This window comes from Streptomyces tatrensis, from assembly GCF_049310065.1.
GTDB lineage: Bacteria > Actinomycetota > Actinomycetes > Streptomycetales > Streptomycetaceae > Streptomyces.
In genome coordinates, this window is record NZ_JBMDLB010000007.1 from 1,324,371 (window position 1) to 1,340,233 (window position 15,863).

Annotated in this window: 17 protein-coding genes; 13 read left to right on the plus strand and 4 right to left on the minus strand. The window is 71.9% G+C overall.

Translation table 11 applies throughout. The features are described from left to right. Positions 1 to 32 precede the first annotated feature (32 nt). A complete protein-coding gene (locus ACODT5_RS09785) occupies positions 33 to 590 on the plus strand; it encodes a TetR/AcrR family transcriptional regulator (RefSeq protein ID WP_422519612.1) in 558 nt (185 codons plus the stop codon). Here the strand turns inward: ACODT5_RS09785 and ACODT5_RS09790 are convergent. Next, positions 556 to 867, minus strand: a complete 312-nt coding sequence (locus ACODT5_RS09790; protein ID WP_422518787.1) for a hypothetical protein — start codon at positions 865 to 867, stop codon at positions 556 to 558. The two genes, ACODT5_RS09785 and ACODT5_RS09790, sit on opposite strands and share 35 nt — an antisense overlap. Positions 868 to 966: 99 nt before the next feature. On the opposite strand from ACODT5_RS09790, the gene ACODT5_RS09795 reads away from it, so the two are divergent. The 3 genes from ACODT5_RS09795 to ACODT5_RS09805 all read left to right on the plus strand — a co-directional run bounded on the left by ACODT5_RS09795 (position 967) and on the right by ACODT5_RS09805 (position 4,694). Next, complete coding sequence (locus ACODT5_RS09795; protein ID WP_422518788.1) at positions 967 to 2,142, plus strand: agmatine deiminase family protein; 1,176 nt, start codon at positions 967 to 969, stop codon at positions 2,140 to 2,142. Positions 2,143 to 2,214: 72 nt separating this feature from the next. Then, entirely contained in the window at positions 2,215 to 2,934 is a 720-nt protein-coding gene (locus ACODT5_RS09800; protein ID WP_422518789.1) for an urease subunit gamma, read from the plus strand. An 80-nt stretch (positions 2,935 to 3,014) separates the two neighbouring features. Further along, positions 3,015 to 4,694 (plus strand): urease subunit alpha, encoded by a 1,680-nt coding sequence (locus ACODT5_RS09805; protein ID WP_422519613.1) that lies wholly within the window; start codon positions 3,015 to 3,017, stop codon positions 4,692 to 4,694. Here the strand turns inward: ACODT5_RS09805 and ACODT5_RS09810 are convergent. Both ACODT5_RS09810 and ACODT5_RS09815 read right to left on the minus strand, forming a co-directional pair. Further along, positions 4,691 to 5,302 (minus strand): GNAT family N-acetyltransferase, encoded by a 612-nt coding sequence (locus ACODT5_RS09810; protein WP_422518790.1) that lies wholly within the window; start codon positions 5,300 to 5,302, stop codon positions 4,691 to 4,693. The two genes, ACODT5_RS09805 and ACODT5_RS09810, sit on opposite strands and share 4 nt — an antisense overlap. After that, on the minus strand, positions 5,299 to 5,871 hold the full coding sequence (locus tag ACODT5_RS09815) for a TetR/AcrR family transcriptional regulator (RefSeq protein WP_422518791.1): 573 nt from the start codon (positions 5,869 to 5,871) through the stop codon (positions 5,299 to 5,301). Before ACODT5_RS09815 ends, ACODT5_RS09810 begins: the two co-directional genes overlap by 4 nt. 253 nt (positions 5,872 to 6,124) lie before the next feature. On the opposite strand from ACODT5_RS09815, the gene ACODT5_RS09820 reads away from it, so the two are divergent. The 7 genes from ACODT5_RS09820 (at position 6,125) to ACODT5_RS09850 (ending at position 13,982) form a co-directional block, all read left to right on the plus strand. Further along, positions 6,125 to 7,138 carry an agmatine deiminase family protein gene (locus ACODT5_RS09820; RefSeq protein ID WP_422518792.1) on the plus strand — a complete coding sequence of 338 codons (1,014 nt, stop codon included), beginning with the start codon at positions 6,125 to 6,127 and terminating at the stop codon, positions 7,136 to 7,138. A gap of 121 nt (positions 7,139 to 7,259) precedes the next feature. Next, complete coding sequence (locus tag ACODT5_RS09825; protein ID WP_422518793.1) at positions 7,260 to 9,008, plus strand: ABC transporter substrate-binding protein; 1,749 nt, start codon at positions 7,260 to 7,262, stop codon at positions 9,006 to 9,008. Continuing rightward, entirely contained in the window at positions 9,005 to 9,964 is a 960-nt protein-coding gene (locus tag ACODT5_RS09830; protein ID WP_422518794.1) for an ABC transporter permease, read from the plus strand. Before ACODT5_RS09825 ends, ACODT5_RS09830 begins: the two co-directional genes overlap by 4 nt. Then, positions 9,961 to 10,815, plus strand: a complete 855-nt coding sequence (locus ACODT5_RS09835; protein ID WP_422518795.1) for an ABC transporter permease — start codon at positions 9,961 to 9,963, stop codon at positions 10,813 to 10,815. The genes ACODT5_RS09830 and ACODT5_RS09835 overlap by 4 nt, the downstream gene beginning before the upstream one ends. After that, entirely contained in the window at positions 10,812 to 11,852 is a 1,041-nt protein-coding gene (locus tag ACODT5_RS09840; protein ID WP_422518796.1) for an ABC transporter ATP-binding protein, read from the plus strand. Before ACODT5_RS09835 ends, ACODT5_RS09840 begins: the two co-directional genes overlap by 4 nt. Beyond that, positions 11,849 to 12,760 (plus strand): ABC transporter ATP-binding protein, encoded by a 912-nt coding sequence (locus tag ACODT5_RS09845; RefSeq protein ID WP_422518797.1) that lies wholly within the window; start codon positions 11,849 to 11,851, stop codon positions 12,758 to 12,760. Before ACODT5_RS09840 ends, ACODT5_RS09845 begins: the two co-directional genes overlap by 4 nt. Before the next feature lie 76 nt (positions 12,761 to 12,836). After that, entirely contained in the window at positions 12,837 to 13,982 is a 1,146-nt protein-coding gene (locus ACODT5_RS09850; RefSeq protein WP_422518798.1) for an agmatine deiminase family protein, read from the plus strand. 73 nt (positions 13,983 to 14,055) lie between these two features. Here ACODT5_RS09850 and ACODT5_RS09855 read toward each other — a convergent pair whose 3' ends face one another. Continuing rightward, positions 14,056 to 14,466, minus strand: a complete 411-nt coding sequence (locus tag ACODT5_RS09855) for a nuclear transport factor 2 family protein (protein ID WP_422518799.1) — start codon at positions 14,464 to 14,466, stop codon at positions 14,056 to 14,058. A gap of 183 nt (positions 14,467 to 14,649) precedes the next feature. On the opposite strand from ACODT5_RS09855, the gene ACODT5_RS09860 reads away from it, so the two are divergent. After that, positions 14,650 to 15,387, plus strand: coding sequence for a pyridoxamine 5'-phosphate oxidase family protein (locus tag ACODT5_RS09860; RefSeq protein WP_422518800.1), 738 nt, complete (start codon positions 14,650 to 14,652; stop codon positions 15,385 to 15,387). A gap of 28 nt (positions 15,388 to 15,415) precedes the next feature. After that, positions 15,416 to 15,826 carry a DUF1003 domain-containing protein gene (locus ACODT5_RS09865; protein WP_422518801.1) on the plus strand — a complete coding sequence of 137 codons (411 nt, stop codon included), beginning with the start codon at positions 15,416 to 15,418 and terminating at the stop codon, positions 15,824 to 15,826. The last annotated feature ends 37 nt before the right edge of the window (positions 15,827 to 15,863 follow it).

Genomic DNA, 15,863 nt, shown 5'->3' on the forward strand with positions numbered 1-15,863 from the left:
GTCGAACCGTGGCTGATCGTCGAACGGCAATCATGGAAGGCGCCGCGCGGGTCATCGCCCGGCGCGGCGTCCGCGGCCTGCGCGTGGAGGAGCTCGCGGCCGAGGCCGGGGTGTCCACGGCGTTGATCTACTACCACTTCAAGGACCGCGCGGGGATCCTCCGCGCCACCCTGGAGTTCATCAACGACCGCGCCGGCCGCTACACCACGGACCGGGACCCCGCCGATCCCCCGCTCGACGCCCGGGGCGAGCTGGAGCAGACGCTCCTGCTGGAGTTCCAGGACGACCCCGCGGTGCGCGAGAACAGCACGGCCTGGGGAGAGCTGCGCGCCAGCGCCGTCTTCGACCCCGACCTGCGGGAAGACCTCGCCGGCGCCACCCGCGTGTGGATCCAGGAAGTGAGCGAGCTGCTCGGGCAGGTCCGCCCCATGGCCCCGGCCGCCGCCCTCTCCAGTGCCGCCGAGCGGCTGACCGCCCTGGTGGAGGGGCTGAGCTCGCGCTGGCTCAGCGGCAGCCTGCCCCTGACGCACGCCCGTGAGCTGATGGTGTCGTCCATCAACGCCGAGCTGGACCGCCTCGCCCGCCCGTAGCCGACCCGGCATGACCCGTAGGCCTCGTAGCCTCGTAGGCCTCGTAGGCCTCGCAGGCCTCGCAGGCCTCGCAGGCCTCGCAGGCCTCGCAGGCCTCGCAGGCCTCGCAGGCCTCGCAGGCCTCGCAGGCCTCGCAGGCCTCGCAGGCCTCGCAGGCCTCGCAGGCCTCGCAGGCCTCGCAGGCCTCGCAGGCCTCGCAGGCCTCGCAGGCCTCGTAGGACAGCCTGATCCGCAGGCCCCGCAGGACACCCTCCCCCGCCCCGCAGGGATCACGCACGCCCCGCGCCTTGACTGAATTTTCAGTCAGTGACAGAGTTCTGGCCATGGCCCCTCCCGGCCCGCCCGCCGCACCCCCACCTGATCCGGAGGCTCCTCGATGCCCGACTCCCCCGACGACAGCCGCTCCTTCCTCGGCCGGTTCTTCGGCTCCTCGCCCTCCCGCAGGATCGTCCTCGGGGCCGCCGGACTCGGAGCGGCAGGCGTCGCGCTCGGCACCGCGGCCGTCGCGACCCCGGGGGCGCTCCGGTCGCCGAGCAAGGCGGTGCAGCGCTGGCGGGTGGACCTCGACGACGTCCCCCACGCCCGCACCTGGATGTCCTGGCCCTCGCGCTCGTCCATCTGGGGCGGCCGCGCGCTGACCGGGGTCCAGGAGGACATCGCGCTGATCGCGAAGACGATCGCGCGCTACGAGCCCGTCACCACGTGCGCGCCGGACGCCTCCACGGCCGCCACCGCCCGCTCCTGGTGCGGCCCCGGCGTGACCGTGACCACCGCCGTCGGCACCGACGACCTCTGGATGCGCGACATCGCACCGGTCTTCCGCCGGGACGGCCGCGGCGGGCTCGACGCGATCGGCCTGAACTTCAACGGCTGGGGCAACAAGCAGACCCACGCCTACGACGCCCACGTCGCGGAGAGCATCGCCTACGAGCGCCATCTGCCCTTCAGCAAGACGGACTTCGTCGGCGAGGGCGGGTCGATCGAGACCGATGGCGACGGGACCGTGATGGCCACGGAGAGCAGCCTGGTCAACAAGAACCGCAACCGGGGCTGGAGTCGGGCCGAGGTCGAGGACGCCGTCCTGCACGCGTACGGCGCCGACAAGATGATCTGGGTGCCCGGCATCAAGGGCAAGGACATCACCGACGACCACATCGACGTGACCTCGCGCTTCATCCGCCCCGGCGTGGTCATGGTCCAGGTGCCGCCGGCGGGCCGCGACGACGTATGGGCGCGCGATGCCCGCGAGCAGTTCTCCATCCTCTCCGCCGCCACCGACGCGCGCGGCCGGCGGCTGACCGTCATCAAGGTCGACGGTCCCGACACCGTCCGCTCGAAGAACCCCGAGTTCGTCGACTCGTACCTGAACTTCCACGTGGTCAACGGGGCTGTCATCACTGCCCAGTTCGGGGACGCGGCGAAGGACGCGGCGGCGAAGCGGGCCCTGGCGGCCGCCTTCCCCGGACGGACCGTGGTGCAGATCAACGTCGACCGGCTGATGGCCGGGGGCGGCGGCATCCACTGCTCGACGATGGCCGAACCGCTCCCGTAGCCCCCGCCGGTACCGGCACCGGCAGTACACCGGGGCGGCCCGCCCCGCCCTTCACAGATGAGGCCGTATGCGATGCGACTGACACCGACCGAGCGGGACCGGCTGCTGATCTTCACGGCGGCGGAACTGGCCCGCGCCCGCCGCGCGCGCGGCGTGAAGCTCAACGTCCCCGAGGCCACCGCGCTGATCACCGACACGGTGTGCGAGGCGGCGCGGGACGGCCGCAGGCTGGCCGAGGCGATCGCGGCGGGCCGCCACGTGCTCAGCGCCGAAGAGGTGCTGCCCGGGGTCCCCGACGTGGTCACCTCGATCCAGGTCGAGGCCGTTTTCGACGACGGTACGAGGCTCTGCGTCATCGACGACCCCTTCCGGCAGGAGGGTTCGCTCGGGGCCGACGCCCCGGGCGCCGGCCTGCCCGGGGCCGGCGAGGGCTACGGCCCCGCCGCGCCGACGGTGCGGCTGGCCGTGCGGAACACCTCGAGCGTGCCCATCAGCGTCACCTCGCACTTCCACTTCTTCGAGTCGAACCCGCGCCTCGCCTTCGACCGCGCCGCCGCCTACGGGACGCGCCTCGCCGTACCGGCCGGCTCCTCGGTCCGCTTCGACGTGGGAGCCACCGTCCTGGTGGAGCTGCTGCCCATCGGCGGGGCGCGCGTGGCCATCGGTTTCGCCGGTCTCGTCGACGGCCCCCTGGACGCGCCCGGCGCGCGCGAGGCCGCCCTGGCCAAGGCCTGGGCCACGGGATACCTCACCTCGTACGAGGACCACGCACAAGGACAGGAGCAGGCATGAGCGGCAGCGTCTTCGACTCCGCGGGCTGCCACGGCCGCCCGGGCGCCGCCCCGGCGGACAGCACCGACCCGCACGACTACATGACCGTCCACGGCCCCCGGGCGGGCGACCGGATCCGGCTCGGCGACTCCGGGCTCATCGTCCGCGTGGAGTCCGATTCGCAGAAGCCCGGGGACGAGTTCCTGGCCGGCTTCGGCAAGACGGCCCGAGACGGCCTGCACCTGAAGGCCGCCGCCGTCCGCGACACCTGCGACATCGTCATCAGCAACGCCCTGGTCATCGACGCAGTCCTCGGCATCCGCAAGACCAGCATCGGCATCCGCGAAGGGCGGATCCACGCGATCGGCCGGGCCGGCAACCCCGACACCCTCGACGGGGTGGACGTGGTGGTCGGTACGGGGACGACCATCGTCTCCGGCGAGGGCATGATCGTCACGGCCGGCGCCATCGACACCCATGTCCACCTGCTCTCGCCCAGGATCATGGAGGCCTCGCTGGCGTCCGGGGTCACCACGATCATCGGCCAGGAGTTCGGCCCGGTCTGGGCGGTCGGGGTCAACTCCCCGTGGGCGCTGAAGCACGCCTTCAACGCCTTCGACGCCTGGCCCGTCAACATCGGCTTCCTGGCCCGCGGTTCCTCCTCGGACCCGGCCCCGCTCATCGAGGCCCTCGCCGAAGGCGGAGCGTCCGGCTTCAAGGTCCACGAGGACATGGGCGCACACACCCGCGCCCTGGACACCGCCCTGCGCGTGGCCGAGGAGCACGACGTACAAGTCGCCCTGCACACGGACGGGTTGAACGAGTGCCTGTCCGTCGAGGACACCCTGCGGGTGCTGGACGGCCGGACCATCCACGCCTTCCACATCGAGGGCTGCGGCGGCGGCCACGTCCCCAACGTCCTGAAAATGGCGGGTGTCGAGAACGTCATCGGCTCCTCGACGAACCCCACCCTGCCCTTCGGCCGGGACGCGCTGGGCGAGCACTTCGGCATGATCGTCTCGGCTCACGACCTGAAGGTCGACCTGCCCGGCGACGCCGCCATGGCACGCGACCGGATCCGCGCCGGGACGATGGGTGCCGAGGACCTCCTGCACGACCTCGGGGTCATCGGGATCACCTCCTCCGACGCCCAGGGCATGGGCCGCGCGGGCGAGACCGTACGCCGCACCTTCGCCATGGCCGGGAAGATGAAGGCCGAGCTCGGCCCGCTGGACGGCGAGGGCTCCTACGGCACGGCGGAGAGCGGCGACGACAACGAGCGCGTGCTGCGCTACATGGCCAAACTGACCATCAACCCGGCCATCGCCCACGGCCTGGCGCACGAGGTCGGCTCCATCGAGGTCGGCAAGCTCGCCGACCTGGTGATGTGGTGGCCGGAGTACTTCGGCGCCAAGCCCCAACTGGTCCTGAAGGGCGGCTTCCCGGCGTACGGGGTCACCGGTGACCCCAACGCGTCGACCGACCGTTGCGAACCGCTGGTCCTCGGGCCGCAGTTCGGCTCGTACGGGGCCACCGCGGCCGACATATCCGTGGCGTTCGTCGCGGAAGCGGCCGTCCAGAACGGCGACATGATGCCCACCCGGCGCCGCAGGGTCGCGGTCCGCGGGACCCGCGGCATCGGGCCGAAGCACATGCTCCGCAACAGCCGCACCGGCAGCGTCGACGTCCATCCCGGCACGGGCCTGGTGTCCCTCGACGGGGAGCCGCTGGTCTCCGAGCCGGCCGACTCCATATCCCTGAGCAGGCTCTACTTCCTCTAGGCCCCGGCCCGGGCCGCGGCCTGGGCCGCGGCCTGAGCCCCGTCCCCCGGAGCGTCCTGGCGGAAGTCCAGCATGCAGAACACCTTGTCGTAGCGGCGTTCGCCGACGGCGACGAAGCGGGGCAGCCGCCCGTACTCGGTGAAGCCCAGGGAGGCGTAGAGCCCGAGGGCCCGGGTGTTGTCGCCCCGCGCATCCAGCGTGAGGACCTCGATCCCGGCCCCGCGGGCGTCCTCGACGAGGGCCGCGGTCAACGCCCGGCCGATCCCGAGCCCGTGGGCCCCGGCGGCGACCGCGAGCTTCTCCAGGTCCGCGTGCGGCCGGTGCGTCGGGCGGGCGTAGCGCTGCCAGTACCCGAGCCCCACGAGCCGGTCCCCGACGCAGGCGCCGCGCAGTCCCGCGTCCCCGGCCCGTACGGCGGCCACGACGCGGTCCAGCAGCTGCGCCACCTCGTCCGGCCCGGGTGGTTCGACCCAGCCGAGCGCGGCTCCCCCGGCCACCAGCTCGGCCAGGATCCGGTGCGCCGACGCGGCGAACCGGGCCGCCCGTTCCGGGTCGGACACCAGCTCCAGGGCGTCCACGATCACCGCTCCGGCGGCCCGGACGGTCATGCGGCCAGTTCCCCTTCGATCGCGTCGGCGAGGAGCCGGCGCGCGTGGTCCAGGGGCAGCGAGCCGCTCAGCCACCGGACGCTGAGGCCTTCGAGGAGGGCCGTCAGGCGTTCGGCGGCGGCCGCGTGCTCGGGGGCCGTACCGGTGGGACGGGCCTGGGCGAGGAGGTAGGAGATCTCGTGGACCCAGCTGTGCGTGGCCTTGGCCACGTCCTCGCGCAGGTCGTGATCGAAGACGGCGCTGGCCCTCAGCTCACCCCAGGCGGTGCTGTTCTCCCGTACCTCCGAGGTGTCCTGGAGTTCGAGGAGCAGGGTCCGCTTCAGCTCGTCGCGGGGGCTCTCCGGATCGTCCGAGCCGTCCTCGCGTTCGGCGGTGTAGCGATCGGCGCGGTCGCTGATGAATTCCAGCGTGCGGCGCAGGATCCCTGCGCGGTCGGTGAAGTGGTAGTAGATCAGCGAGGTGGACACGCCCGCTTCGGCGGCAAGCTCCCCCACCCGGAGCCCGCGCACGCCGCGTCGCGCGATCACTCGCGTGGCGGCTCTGAGTATTTCCGTTCGACGGTCTGACACGAAGGGTCACTCTACCCGTCGAGTCCGTCACCTGGGGCTTTTCCTGACCGTAACATCAGGCACCCGTTTCCGGCGATAACGCCGTGATCATGCCGATTCAGAGGCCCTCCAAGCCCTCTCCCCACGCCGCTCGACACGCGGTGTGACCGATTCCGCATCAGCTTGGCCAGAACCATTGACTGAATTTTCAGTTCGGTGGAGGATGCGGGCACCCCTTGTAAACACTGACTGAATTTTCAAACAGGAGTGGATCATGACGAGTTTCCGCATGCCGGCCGAGTGGACGGATCACGAGGGCTGTCTGATGGCGTGGCCGACCCGGCAGGAGCTGTGGGGCGACGTCTTCGACGAGGTGAAGGTCGAGTACGCCCACGTCGCCAACGCGATCGCCGCCTTCGAACCGGTCACCATGGTCGCCCTGCCGGGCAGCGGCGACGAGGCCCGCTCCCTGTGCGGTGAGGGGGTCGAGGTGATCGAGCTCCCGCTGGACGACTCCTGGTTCCGGGATTCCGGGCCGATCTTCGTGCTCGGGCAGGACGGCCGGCGGGCGGGCGTGGACTTCCGGTTCAACGCCTGGGGCGGCAAGCACTTCCCTTACGACACCGACGACAAGATCGCCGCGGCCCTGCTGACGCACCTGGGCGTGGACCGCGTCGACTCCCGGATGATCCTCGAAGGCGGCGCGATCACGGTCGACGGCGAGGGCACGCTGATCACCACCGAGCAGTGCCTGCTGCACCCGAACCGCAACCCGGACATGACCAAGGCGGAGATCGAGGCCGAGCTGATCGCCCGCCTCGGCGTCACCAAGGTGATCTGGCTGCCGTACGGCGGCCTGCTGGACACCGAGACCGACGGGCACGTGGACGGCGTCTGCGCCTTCGTCGCCCCCGCCACCGTCGTCGTCCAGCTCCCGAGCGACCCGGCCCACCCCGACTACGAGCGCATGCGCGTCAACCGCGCCGTCCTCGAGGGGTCCACCGACGCCGCCGGCCGCCCCTTCACGATCATCGACCTGCCGCAGAGCAACCTCGTCGAGGTCGACGGCAAGGAGACCGAGGTCGGCTACCTGAACTTCTACATCGCCAACGGCGGGGTCGTCGTCCCGGTCGCCGGCACCTCCGAGGACGAGGGCGCGCTCGCCGTCATCGCGTCCGCGCTGCCCGGCCGCAAGGTCGTCGGAGTCCGCTCGCGCGTGATCGCGTACGGCGGTGGCGGCGTGCACTGCATCACCCAGCAGATCCCCGCGGCCGGCCGCACCGTCTGACCGGCTCGCCCCCTTCGCCGTGCCCGGGCCGGCGGCCCGCACCGAGCCCCCCGAGCCTCCCTCCTCGCCCCGCTCGCCGCCTGCCCGTACCTCCCCGCCCCGCATGGAAGAGAGAGCACCGATGCCCAGATCCCTTCCCTGGTCCAGAGCCGCCAGGTCCTCCGGTCACGCCGGCGCCGGTCACGCCACCGCCGGCCACACCACCGCCGCCGGCGTCTCCACCGCCGGCCGGTCCGCCCCCCGCCGGTCCCGCCGGTACGCGCTGCCCGTAGCCACGCTGGCCGCCCTCAGCCTGGTCGCCGCCTGTTCCGGCCCGCCCAAGGGCGACGGGAGCCAGAAGGGCGCGTCCTTCAAGCTGTCCGCCGGCACCCCCGCCGCCGCGGGTGAGCTCGACTCCTTCACCTGGGCCGTCTACGCGGAACCGCCGACGCTGGACTACATCTCGGCCTTCGACTACCCGGCGAACACGATCCTGTCGAACGTCTGCGAAAGCCTGATGCGGTGGACCCCGCAGCTCACGACGGCTCCGGGCCTGGCCGAGAAGGCCACCAACCCCAATGACCTGACGTGGGTCTACGACCTGCGCCCCGGCGTGCGCTTCCACGACGGCGGCACGATGAGCGCCGACGACGTGGTCTACAGCCTGGGCCGTCAGATGGACCCGGACAACGGGGCCGCCTGGAACGGCAACTTCTCCAACGTCGAGGCCATCACCAAGACCGGCCCGCTCCAGGTGACGGTCAAGCTGAAGCAGCCCGATTCGCAGTTCCCCCAGTACATGGCGACCGCCGCGGGCGTCGTGGCCTCCAAGGCCGGGGTGGAGAAGGCGGGCGAGGACTACGGCACCACCGGCAGCCTGGACTGCACCGGCCCCTTCAAGCTGGGCACCTGGAACAAGGGCCAGTCGATCGAGCTCCAGCGCTTCGACGGCTACTGGGGCACCAAGGCCAAGTCCGCGAAGGCCGTCTTCACCTTCCTGACCGACCCCAACGCCCGTACGAACGCCCTGCTGAGCGGCGAGGCCGACGGCGGCTACCTGATCCCCACCGAGAGCTACGACCGGCTGCGCGCGAGCGGCGCCGGCACGCTCTACTTCGGCGAGGGCCTCAGCACCGTCAACGTCAACATAACGAGCATGAAGGGCGCGCTCGGCGACGTCCGCGTCCGCCGGGCGCTGTCCCTGGCCCTGGACCGCCGCGGCTTCGTCAAGGCGGGCCTGGGCGGCGCGGGCACGGTCACCACCTCCCTCACCACCAAGGCGGTCTGGGCCGGAGCCCCCGCCGCCATCCGCGCGTCCGCCTTCGACGGCCTGCCCTCCCCCGAGCAGAACATCGACGCGGCCAAGCGGATGGTCGAGGAGGCCGGCGCCACCGGCAAGACGGTGACCATCGCCACCAGCTCGATCGGCCTGGACGTCTCGCTGCTGGCCACCGCGGTCCAGGACGCCGGCACCAGGATCGGCCTGAAGGTCGAACTGAAGACCATCGCCCCCAACGCGTTCACCTCGCTGTTCACCGACCCCGCGGCGCGCGAGGGCCTCGACATGTTCCCGCTGACGTACTACGACTCCATCACCGACCCGATGGACCTGCTGAGCAACTTCCAGACCGGTGCCTACCAGAACTACGCCGGCTACAGCGACGAGTCCTACGACGCGCTGACCGACAAGGCCCGCTCCGCGTACGACCCGGCCAAGCGCTTCTCCGCGGCCGCCGAACTCCAGAGGAGGGCCGCCGACCAGCTCCTGTGGATCCCGGTCGCCGAGTGGCCGACCGCGGTCTTCCTGAACAAGCGGATCACCGGCGCGCCCACCACCATCTCCTACCTCTACTACCCGTGGGCCGCCGACGTCGGGGCGGCCGCGCGATGACCTTCCTGCGCTTCGCCGTACGGCGGCTGGCCGAAATGGCCGCCACCCTGCTCGGCGCCTCCTTCGTGATCTTCGGCGCTCTGTACCTGGCTCCGGGCAATCCGGCGAGCTTCCTCCTGGGCGGCCGCTCGGCCTCCCCGGAGGCCCTGCAGGCGATCAACGAGCACTACCACCTGGACGACCCCTTCGCGGTGCGGTACCTGAACTGGCTCGGCCAGGTGGTCCAGGGCGACTTCGGCCGCTCGATCACGTACCGAACCGACGTGTCCCGGCTCCTCGCGGACCGGCTGCCCAACACCCTGATGCTGATCTCGATGGCGCTCGTACTGGTCCTCGTGTTCGGGCTGCTCCTCGGCTGGATCGGCGCCGTCCGCGGCGGGGCCGCCGACTCCGCGATCCTGGTGACCACCACCGTCGCCATCGGCACGCCGTCGTTCGTCGCGGCGGTGCTGCTGCAGGGCCTGTTCGCGGTGAAGCTGGGCTGGTTCCCCACCGGCGGCGCCGGCGAGGGCTTCGGGCAGATGCTGTGGCACCTGACCCTGCCCGCCATCGCCCTGGCGCTCTACCTGATCGGCATGCTCGCCCGGGTCACCCGGGCCGCGATGCTCGAAGTCCTCGGCCAGGAGCACGTCACGGTCGCCCGCAGCCGTGGCGTGTCCGCCCGCCAGGTCATCCGCAGGCACGTCTTCCGCAACGCACTGGGCACCGTGCTCACCACCGGCGGGCTCATCGTCTCCACACTGCTGGTCTGCACCGTCCTGGTGGAGTCCGCCTTCAGTGTGGGCGGCATCGGCCAGCTCCTCGAACTCTCCACCACCACCAAGGACTTCCCCACCGTGCAGGCCATCTCCCTCATCATGGTCGCGCTGTTCATGACGGTGAACCTCGTCGTCGACCTGCTCCATCCGCTGGTCGATCCCCGGGTCACCCTCGGCCCCGCGAAGAAGGCCTCGTGAGCTCCGTCCTGGTGCGCCGGCCGGGCCTCGCCCGGCTCCGGACCTCCCGCGCCCCCCTCTCCCTGTTCTGTACGGGCTTCGTCGCCGTCGTCGTCCTCGTCGCCCTGTTCGCCCCCTGGATCGCGCCCTACGATCCCAACTCCGTCGACCTGGCGAACGCCCTCGCGGGCCCTTCGGCCGATCACCTCCTGGGCGTCGACGCCTCCGGGCGCGACACCTTCTCCCGGATGGTCCTGGGCGCCCGCACCTCGCTCCTCGGCCCGCTCGGCGTGGTCGCCTTCTCCACCGTGGCCGGCGTGGCGATCGGCACCGCCGCCGCCTGGCGGGGCGGCTGGCTGGACTCGGTGCTCTCCCGCAGCACCGAGCTGGTCTTCGCCTTCCCGGGCATGCTGCTGGCCATCCTGATCGTCTCGGTCTACGGCGAGGGGCTGCTCGCCCCCGTCATCGCCCTGGCCATCGCCTACCTGCCCTACGTCAGCCGGCTGACGCGTTCCCTCGTGCTGGCCGAGCGCACCCGCCCGTACGTGGAGGCGTACCGGGTGCAAGGACATTCGGGGGCGCAGATCTGCCTGCGCCACGTGGTCCCCTCCATCGCCCCGGTCGTCCTCGCGCAGTCCGCGATCAACTTCGGCTACGCCCTGATCGACCTGGCCGGCCTCGCCTTCCTCGGGCTGGGCGTACCGGCCCTGACCCCCGACTGGGGCCGCATGGTCTTCGACGGCAACGCCGCCGTCCAGGCCGGCTACCCGCTCGCGTCGATCGTGCCGTGCGCGGCCATCGTGCTGACCGTGGTCGCCTTCAACGTCGTCGGCGAGTCCTGGGCCGACAAGGTCGCAAGGAGAGCCCGATGAAGGCACCGGAAGCACCGGCGTCGACGCCGTCATCCACACCGCCCGCCTTGTTGAACACCCTGGAGATCGAGGGCCTGCGGCTGCACCTGCCGGGCGCCGTACGGCCCGTCCTCGACGGCGTCGGGCTCACCGTCGGCCCCCGGGAGACCGTGGCCCTGGTCGGCGAGTCCGGCTCGGGCAAGAGCCTGACCTCGCGCAGCGTGCTGCGGCTGCTGCCCGACGGGGCCCGGACGGAGGGTGAGGTCCGGGTGGCCGGGGACGACGTACTCACCATGTCCCCGGGGCAGTTGAGGGTGCTGCGCACCAGCACGGCGGCCATGATCTTCCAGGACCCCCGGGCGGCGGTCAATCCGATGCGCCGCGTCGGGGACTTCCTCACCGAGAGCCTGCGGCTGAACGCCAGGGCGAGCAAGGCGGTCGCCGAGGACCGGGCGGTGGCGATGCTGGAGGCCGTCGGCCTCACGGCCGGCGCCCTGCGCAAGTACCCCGGACAGCTGTCCGGCGGCATGCTGCAACGGGTCGTGATCGCGGCCGCGTTGATGGGTGATCCGGCCCTGATCCTCGCCGACGAACCCACCACGGCACTGGACGTCACCACGCAGGCCGAGGTGATCGGCCTCCTCGGCGATCTGCGCGAACGCTTCGGAACGGGCCTGCTGTTCGTCACCCACGACCTCGGCCTCGCCGCCGCGATCAGCGACCGGGTGTACGTGATGTACGCGGGCCGGATCGTGGAGACGGGCCCGGCCGCCGAGCTGTTCGCCCGGCCCCGCCACCCGTACACGGCGGCCCTGCTGAACTCCACCCCGCGCCTGGACGCGCCCCGCGGGCGGCTCGCCGCGATCGAAGGCCGGCCGCCGAGCCTGCGGGAGGAGCTGAGCGGATGCCCCTTCGCCGCGCGCTGCGTGCTCGCGACCGACGTGTGCACGCGTGAGGCACCGGCCCTGCTCCCGGTCGCCGGGGAGCCGGACCGGCTCGCCTCCTGCCACCACGGCGAGCTGATCGCCGAGCGGGAACGGAAGGAACTCCACCCATGAGCACCCCCATCGGCGCGAGCGCCGACACCACGACGGGCACGACCGGCACGGCCGGCTCGACGGGCACGACGGGCACGACGGGCACGACGGGCACGGCCGGCTCGACGGGCACGGCCAAGACCGTTCTGGAGGTCCTGGGCTTGCACCGGACCTACGGGAGCGTCCGGGCCGTGGACGACGTGTCGTTCCGGCTGGCCGAGGGCGGCTCCCTGGGCATCGTCGGCGAGTCCGGTTCGGGCAAGACGACCACGGCACGCATCGTCGTGGGTCTGGAACACGCGGACGAGGGCCGGGTGCTGATCCACGGCCGTGACCGTGGCGAGCACGCGCGCGGCAAGGCGCGCCGCCTCGCCCGGGCCCGTGAGGTCCAGATGGTCTTCCAGGACCCCTTCCTGTCCCTGGACCCGCGCACGACCGTGGGCGCCGCCCTGCGGGAGACCCTCGCGCTGCACTTCCCCGGCGCGGACCACGCGCACCGGATCACCGAACTGCTCGAGCAGGTCGGCCTCGGCTCCCGCGAGGCGGACGCGCTGCCCCGGCAGCTGTCGGGAGGACAGCGCCAGCGCGTCGCGATCGCCCGCGCGCTGGCGGTCGAGCCGGCCGTCCTCGTCCTCGACGAGGCGGTGGCCGCCCTGGACGTCTCGGTGCAGGCGCAGATCCTGAACCTGCTCTTCGACATCCGCGAACAGACCGGCATCGGCTACCTGTTCATCACCCATGACCTCGGCGTCGTGCGCTGCGTGACCGATGACGTGATCGTCATGCGCAGCGGCCGGATCGTCGAGTCGGGCCCGACGCAGCAGGTGCTCGCCGACCCCCAACACCCCTACACGCGCCTGCTCCTGGAGTCCGTTCCCCGCCCGGGGTGGGATCCCCGGGGCATCGCCGCCGCACGTCGCGCGCTGTAAGGGGGCCGTGGGGGCGGCGGCTCCCACGGCCCGGCGGTCCATCACACATCCACGTATGACGAAACGGAGTTCAGAGATGAACGAGCACGTCGCACGGAGGCTGGACAGACGAGGGTTCCTGACGGCAGCGGGCGCCACCGCGGCCGGTGCCGCGCTGGCGGCGGTCGGCGGGGAGGCGTTCGCGGCCCTCCGCCCCTCGGCGGCGAACGCCGCCGCGGGCTTCGCCGTACCGATCGACACCGTCCGGCACACCCGGACGTGGATGGCGTGGCCCGACAGCTCCGCCATCTGGGGCCGCGGGCTCTCGGGCGTGCAGGCGAACATAGCGCTCATCGCGAAGACCATCGCGAAGTACGAGCCGGTGGTCATGTGCGCCAACTCCGCGAGCGTGTCGAAGGCGAAGAGCGCCTGCGGCTCGGCGGTCACGGTGATCGGTTCGATCCCGGTGGACGACTGCTGGATGCGCGACAGCGGCCCGGTGTTCCGCACCAACGGGGCGGGCGGCCTGGACGCGGTCGGCCTGAACTTCAACGGCTGGGGCAACCAGCAGACCCACGCCAGGGACTCGCTGGTCGCCGGACGGGTCGCCGCCTACGCCGGAGTGGCCTTCGCCGCCGCGGGGTTCACCGGCGAGGGCGGCGCGGTGGAGGCGGACGGCGCCGGCACGCTCATGGCCACCCGCAGCTCCCTGATCAACCCGGACCGCAACCCCGGCAAGACCCAGGCCCAGCTGGAGGCCGCCATGTGCGCGGCCTTCGGCGCCTCCAAGGTCATCTGGTTCAAGGGCGTCCTCGGCCGGGACATCACCGACGACCACGTCGACGCCACGTCCCGGTTCCTCGAGGCGGGGAAGGGGATGGTGCAGATGCCGCTGGCGAGCGACACCGACGCCTGGTCGAACGACGCGCGCCGGCAGTACCAGATCCTGTCCACCAGCACGAGCGCGCTCGGCGGCCCGATCGCGGTCACCAAGCTCCAGGGCCCGGACTACGACAGGATCCGCTCCACCAGCCCCGACTTCGTGGCCTCGTACGTCAACTACTACGTGTGCAACGGCGCCGTGATCTCCTCGCAGTTCGGTCACGCCACCGCGGACGCCGCGGCCAAGCTCACCCTCCAGCGGGCCTTCCCGGGCCGGGTCGTCGAGCAGCTCAACACCGACAGCCTCGGCGCGGGCGGTGGCGGCATCCACTGCGTGACCCAGCAGCAGCCGGTCGCGTAACCGCTCCCCCGCACGTCCGGTCCCCCGCCGCCCGCGGGGGACCGGATCGCCCTACGGAGCTACGGGCTACGGGCTACGGAGCCACGTCGTCCCAGGCCATCGCGCTCATCCGCCAGCCCTCGGGCGTCCGTACGTACTGGGTGGTCTTGTGGCCGGTGCCCTCGAACCACGTTCCGTCGAGGTATCCGGACTTGCGGTACTCGCTGAACCGGTGCGCGACCGAACCGAAGACCTCGGTCCGCTCGGCGACCTCCCATTCGCGGAACTCCGTCAGCGTCCCGTCGGTGAGGATCTTCTCCCGCGGCTCGATGAAGCCGTCGAGGTCGTAGATCACCGGCTCTGCCCCGACGTTCTTGATGATCATCCCTTGGGGAATGAACACCTCCCGGATGGCGTCGAGATCCGGCCGCCCGCCTCCGGCGTTGGTGAACGCCCCGAGGAAGATGCTCATCAACCGGTCCAGCTCGGCCTTGACTTCGGACACGCGTACCCTCCCGAGGGCGAAGATTCCCGGCCGATCTTCGCCTACCCCCGCCACCAGGGCAATGGCCCGGGCGGTCCCGTCACCGCCGGCGCCACTGCCCCGGACGCGTGGCGGACCGGGCCCGGATGCGAGGGCGCGTTCTACTGGCAGGCGCGGACACCCCGCCCCTCGCCTGGAGGCCCCATGAGCATCACCCCCGACCGAGCTCCCGCCGCCCCCACGGGCTCGTACGCGCCGACCGAGCGGACGATCCCCGGCAGGATGCGGCAGTGGGCGTCCTACGACCGGAACCTGGTCCACTCGATCCTCGACGAGGCCTTCGTCTGCCACCTGGGTTTCGTCCGCGACGGCAGGCCCGTGGTCCTGCCCACCCTCTACGCCCGGGTCGGCGAGCACCTGTACCTGCACGGCTCGGTGGATTCCCGGCCCATGCGACTGGCCGCGGCCGACACCGACCGCCCGGAGACGGACGGCGCCGGCCTGGACGTCTGCGTGACCGTCACCCACCTGGACGGGCTGATCCTGGGCCGGTCCGCCTTCCGGCACTCCGTGAACTACCGCTCCGTCGTGGCCCACGGCGTCGCGCACCGGGTCGGCGATCCCGAGGAGAAGGGCCGGGCGCTGAGGGCGATCGTCGAGCACGTCGTTCCCGGCCGGTCCTCGGACACCCGCCCGCCGAGCGCGGAGGAGCTGGACGAGGTCGCCGTCCTGCGCCTCGACCTGAACGAGGTCTCCGCGAAGTCCCGCGCGGGCGGCCCCAACGACGAACCGGGGGACGCGGGCCTCCCCCACTGGTCGGGCCAGGTCCCGCTGCTACGGAGCTACGGCGCTCCGGTCCCCGCCGAGGACATCACCCCGGGAGTGACCCTGCCCGCCTACCTCGAGCGACTGACCCGGCCCGCGGGACCTACCACCAGGTGAGCGCCCGCCGAACCCTACGGAGCCGGCCATGAGCCGCCCCCGAGGCACCGGGCGCCACCACCCGGTCGTCGAAGCACACCGGGCGCGCCGCGCCGCCGACCTGCAGCTGCGCATCGCGGACGCGATCACGCAGTTCGCCGGGTCGATGATGTTCGTCTACATCCACGCGGTGGGGTTCGCGGTGTGGATGCTGTTCGTCGAGCGTTCCCCCTGGCCGACGCTGACCCTCGTGGTCTCCCTGGAAGCGATCTTCCTGTCCACGTTCGTCATGATCGGCCAGAACCGGGCCGCCGCGTTCCAGCAGGCCAAGGCCGACCACGACTTCATCGAGTCCGAGCTGGAGCTGAAGACCAACACCGACCTGACCCGGGCGATCCACACCATGACCACGGAACTCCACAGCCGCCTGGCCGCGAACGGCGACGACGGCGGCCGGTGACCACCAGGGGGCGTCCGCATACGACGACAGAGCCGGT

Excerpts from the sequence above, each read along its gene's own strand:
- ACODT5_RS09785 (WP_422519612.1), top strand. The coding sequence starts at position 33 with ATGGAAGGCGCCGCGCGGGTCATCGCCCGGCGCGGCGTCCGCGGCCTG.
- ACODT5_RS09795 (WP_422518788.1), top strand. The coding sequence starts at position 967 with ATGCCCGACTCCCCCGACGACAGCCGCTCCTTCCTCGGCCGGTTCTTC.
- ACODT5_RS09800 (WP_422518789.1), top strand. The coding sequence starts at position 2,215 with ATGCGACTGACACCGACCGAGCGGGACCGGCTGCTGATCTTCACGGCG.
- ACODT5_RS09805 (WP_422519613.1), top strand. The coding sequence starts at position 3,015 with ATGACCGTCCACGGCCCCCGGGCGGGCGACCGGATCCGGCTCGGCGAC.
- ACODT5_RS09810 (WP_422518790.1), bottom strand. The coding sequence starts at position 5,302 with ATGACCGTCCGGGCCGCCGGAGCGGTGATCGTGGACGCCCTGGAGCTG.
- ACODT5_RS09820 (WP_422518792.1), top strand. The coding sequence starts at position 6,125 with ATGACGAGTTTCCGCATGCCGGCCGAGTGGACGGATCACGAGGGCTGT.
- ACODT5_RS09825 (WP_422518793.1), top strand. The coding sequence starts at position 7,260 with ATGCCCAGATCCCTTCCCTGGTCCAGAGCCGCCAGGTCCTCCGGTCAC.
- ACODT5_RS09830 (WP_422518794.1), top strand. The coding sequence starts at position 9,005 with ATGACCTTCCTGCGCTTCGCCGTACGGCGGCTGGCCGAAATGGCCGCC.
- ACODT5_RS09840 (WP_422518796.1), top strand. The coding sequence starts at position 10,812 with ATGAAGGCACCGGAAGCACCGGCGTCGACGCCGTCATCCACACCGCCC.
- ACODT5_RS09845 (WP_422518797.1), top strand. The coding sequence starts at position 11,849 with ATGAGCACCCCCATCGGCGCGAGCGCCGACACCACGACGGGCACGACC.
- ACODT5_RS09850 (WP_422518798.1), top strand. The coding sequence starts at position 12,837 with ATGAACGAGCACGTCGCACGGAGGCTGGACAGACGAGGGTTCCTGACG.
- ACODT5_RS09860 (WP_422518800.1), top strand. The coding sequence starts at position 14,650 with ATGAGCATCACCCCCGACCGAGCTCCCGCCGCCCCCACGGGCTCGTAC.
- ACODT5_RS09865 (WP_422518801.1), top strand. The coding sequence starts at position 15,416 with ATGAGCCGCCCCCGAGGCACCGGGCGCCACCACCCGGTCGTCGAAGCA.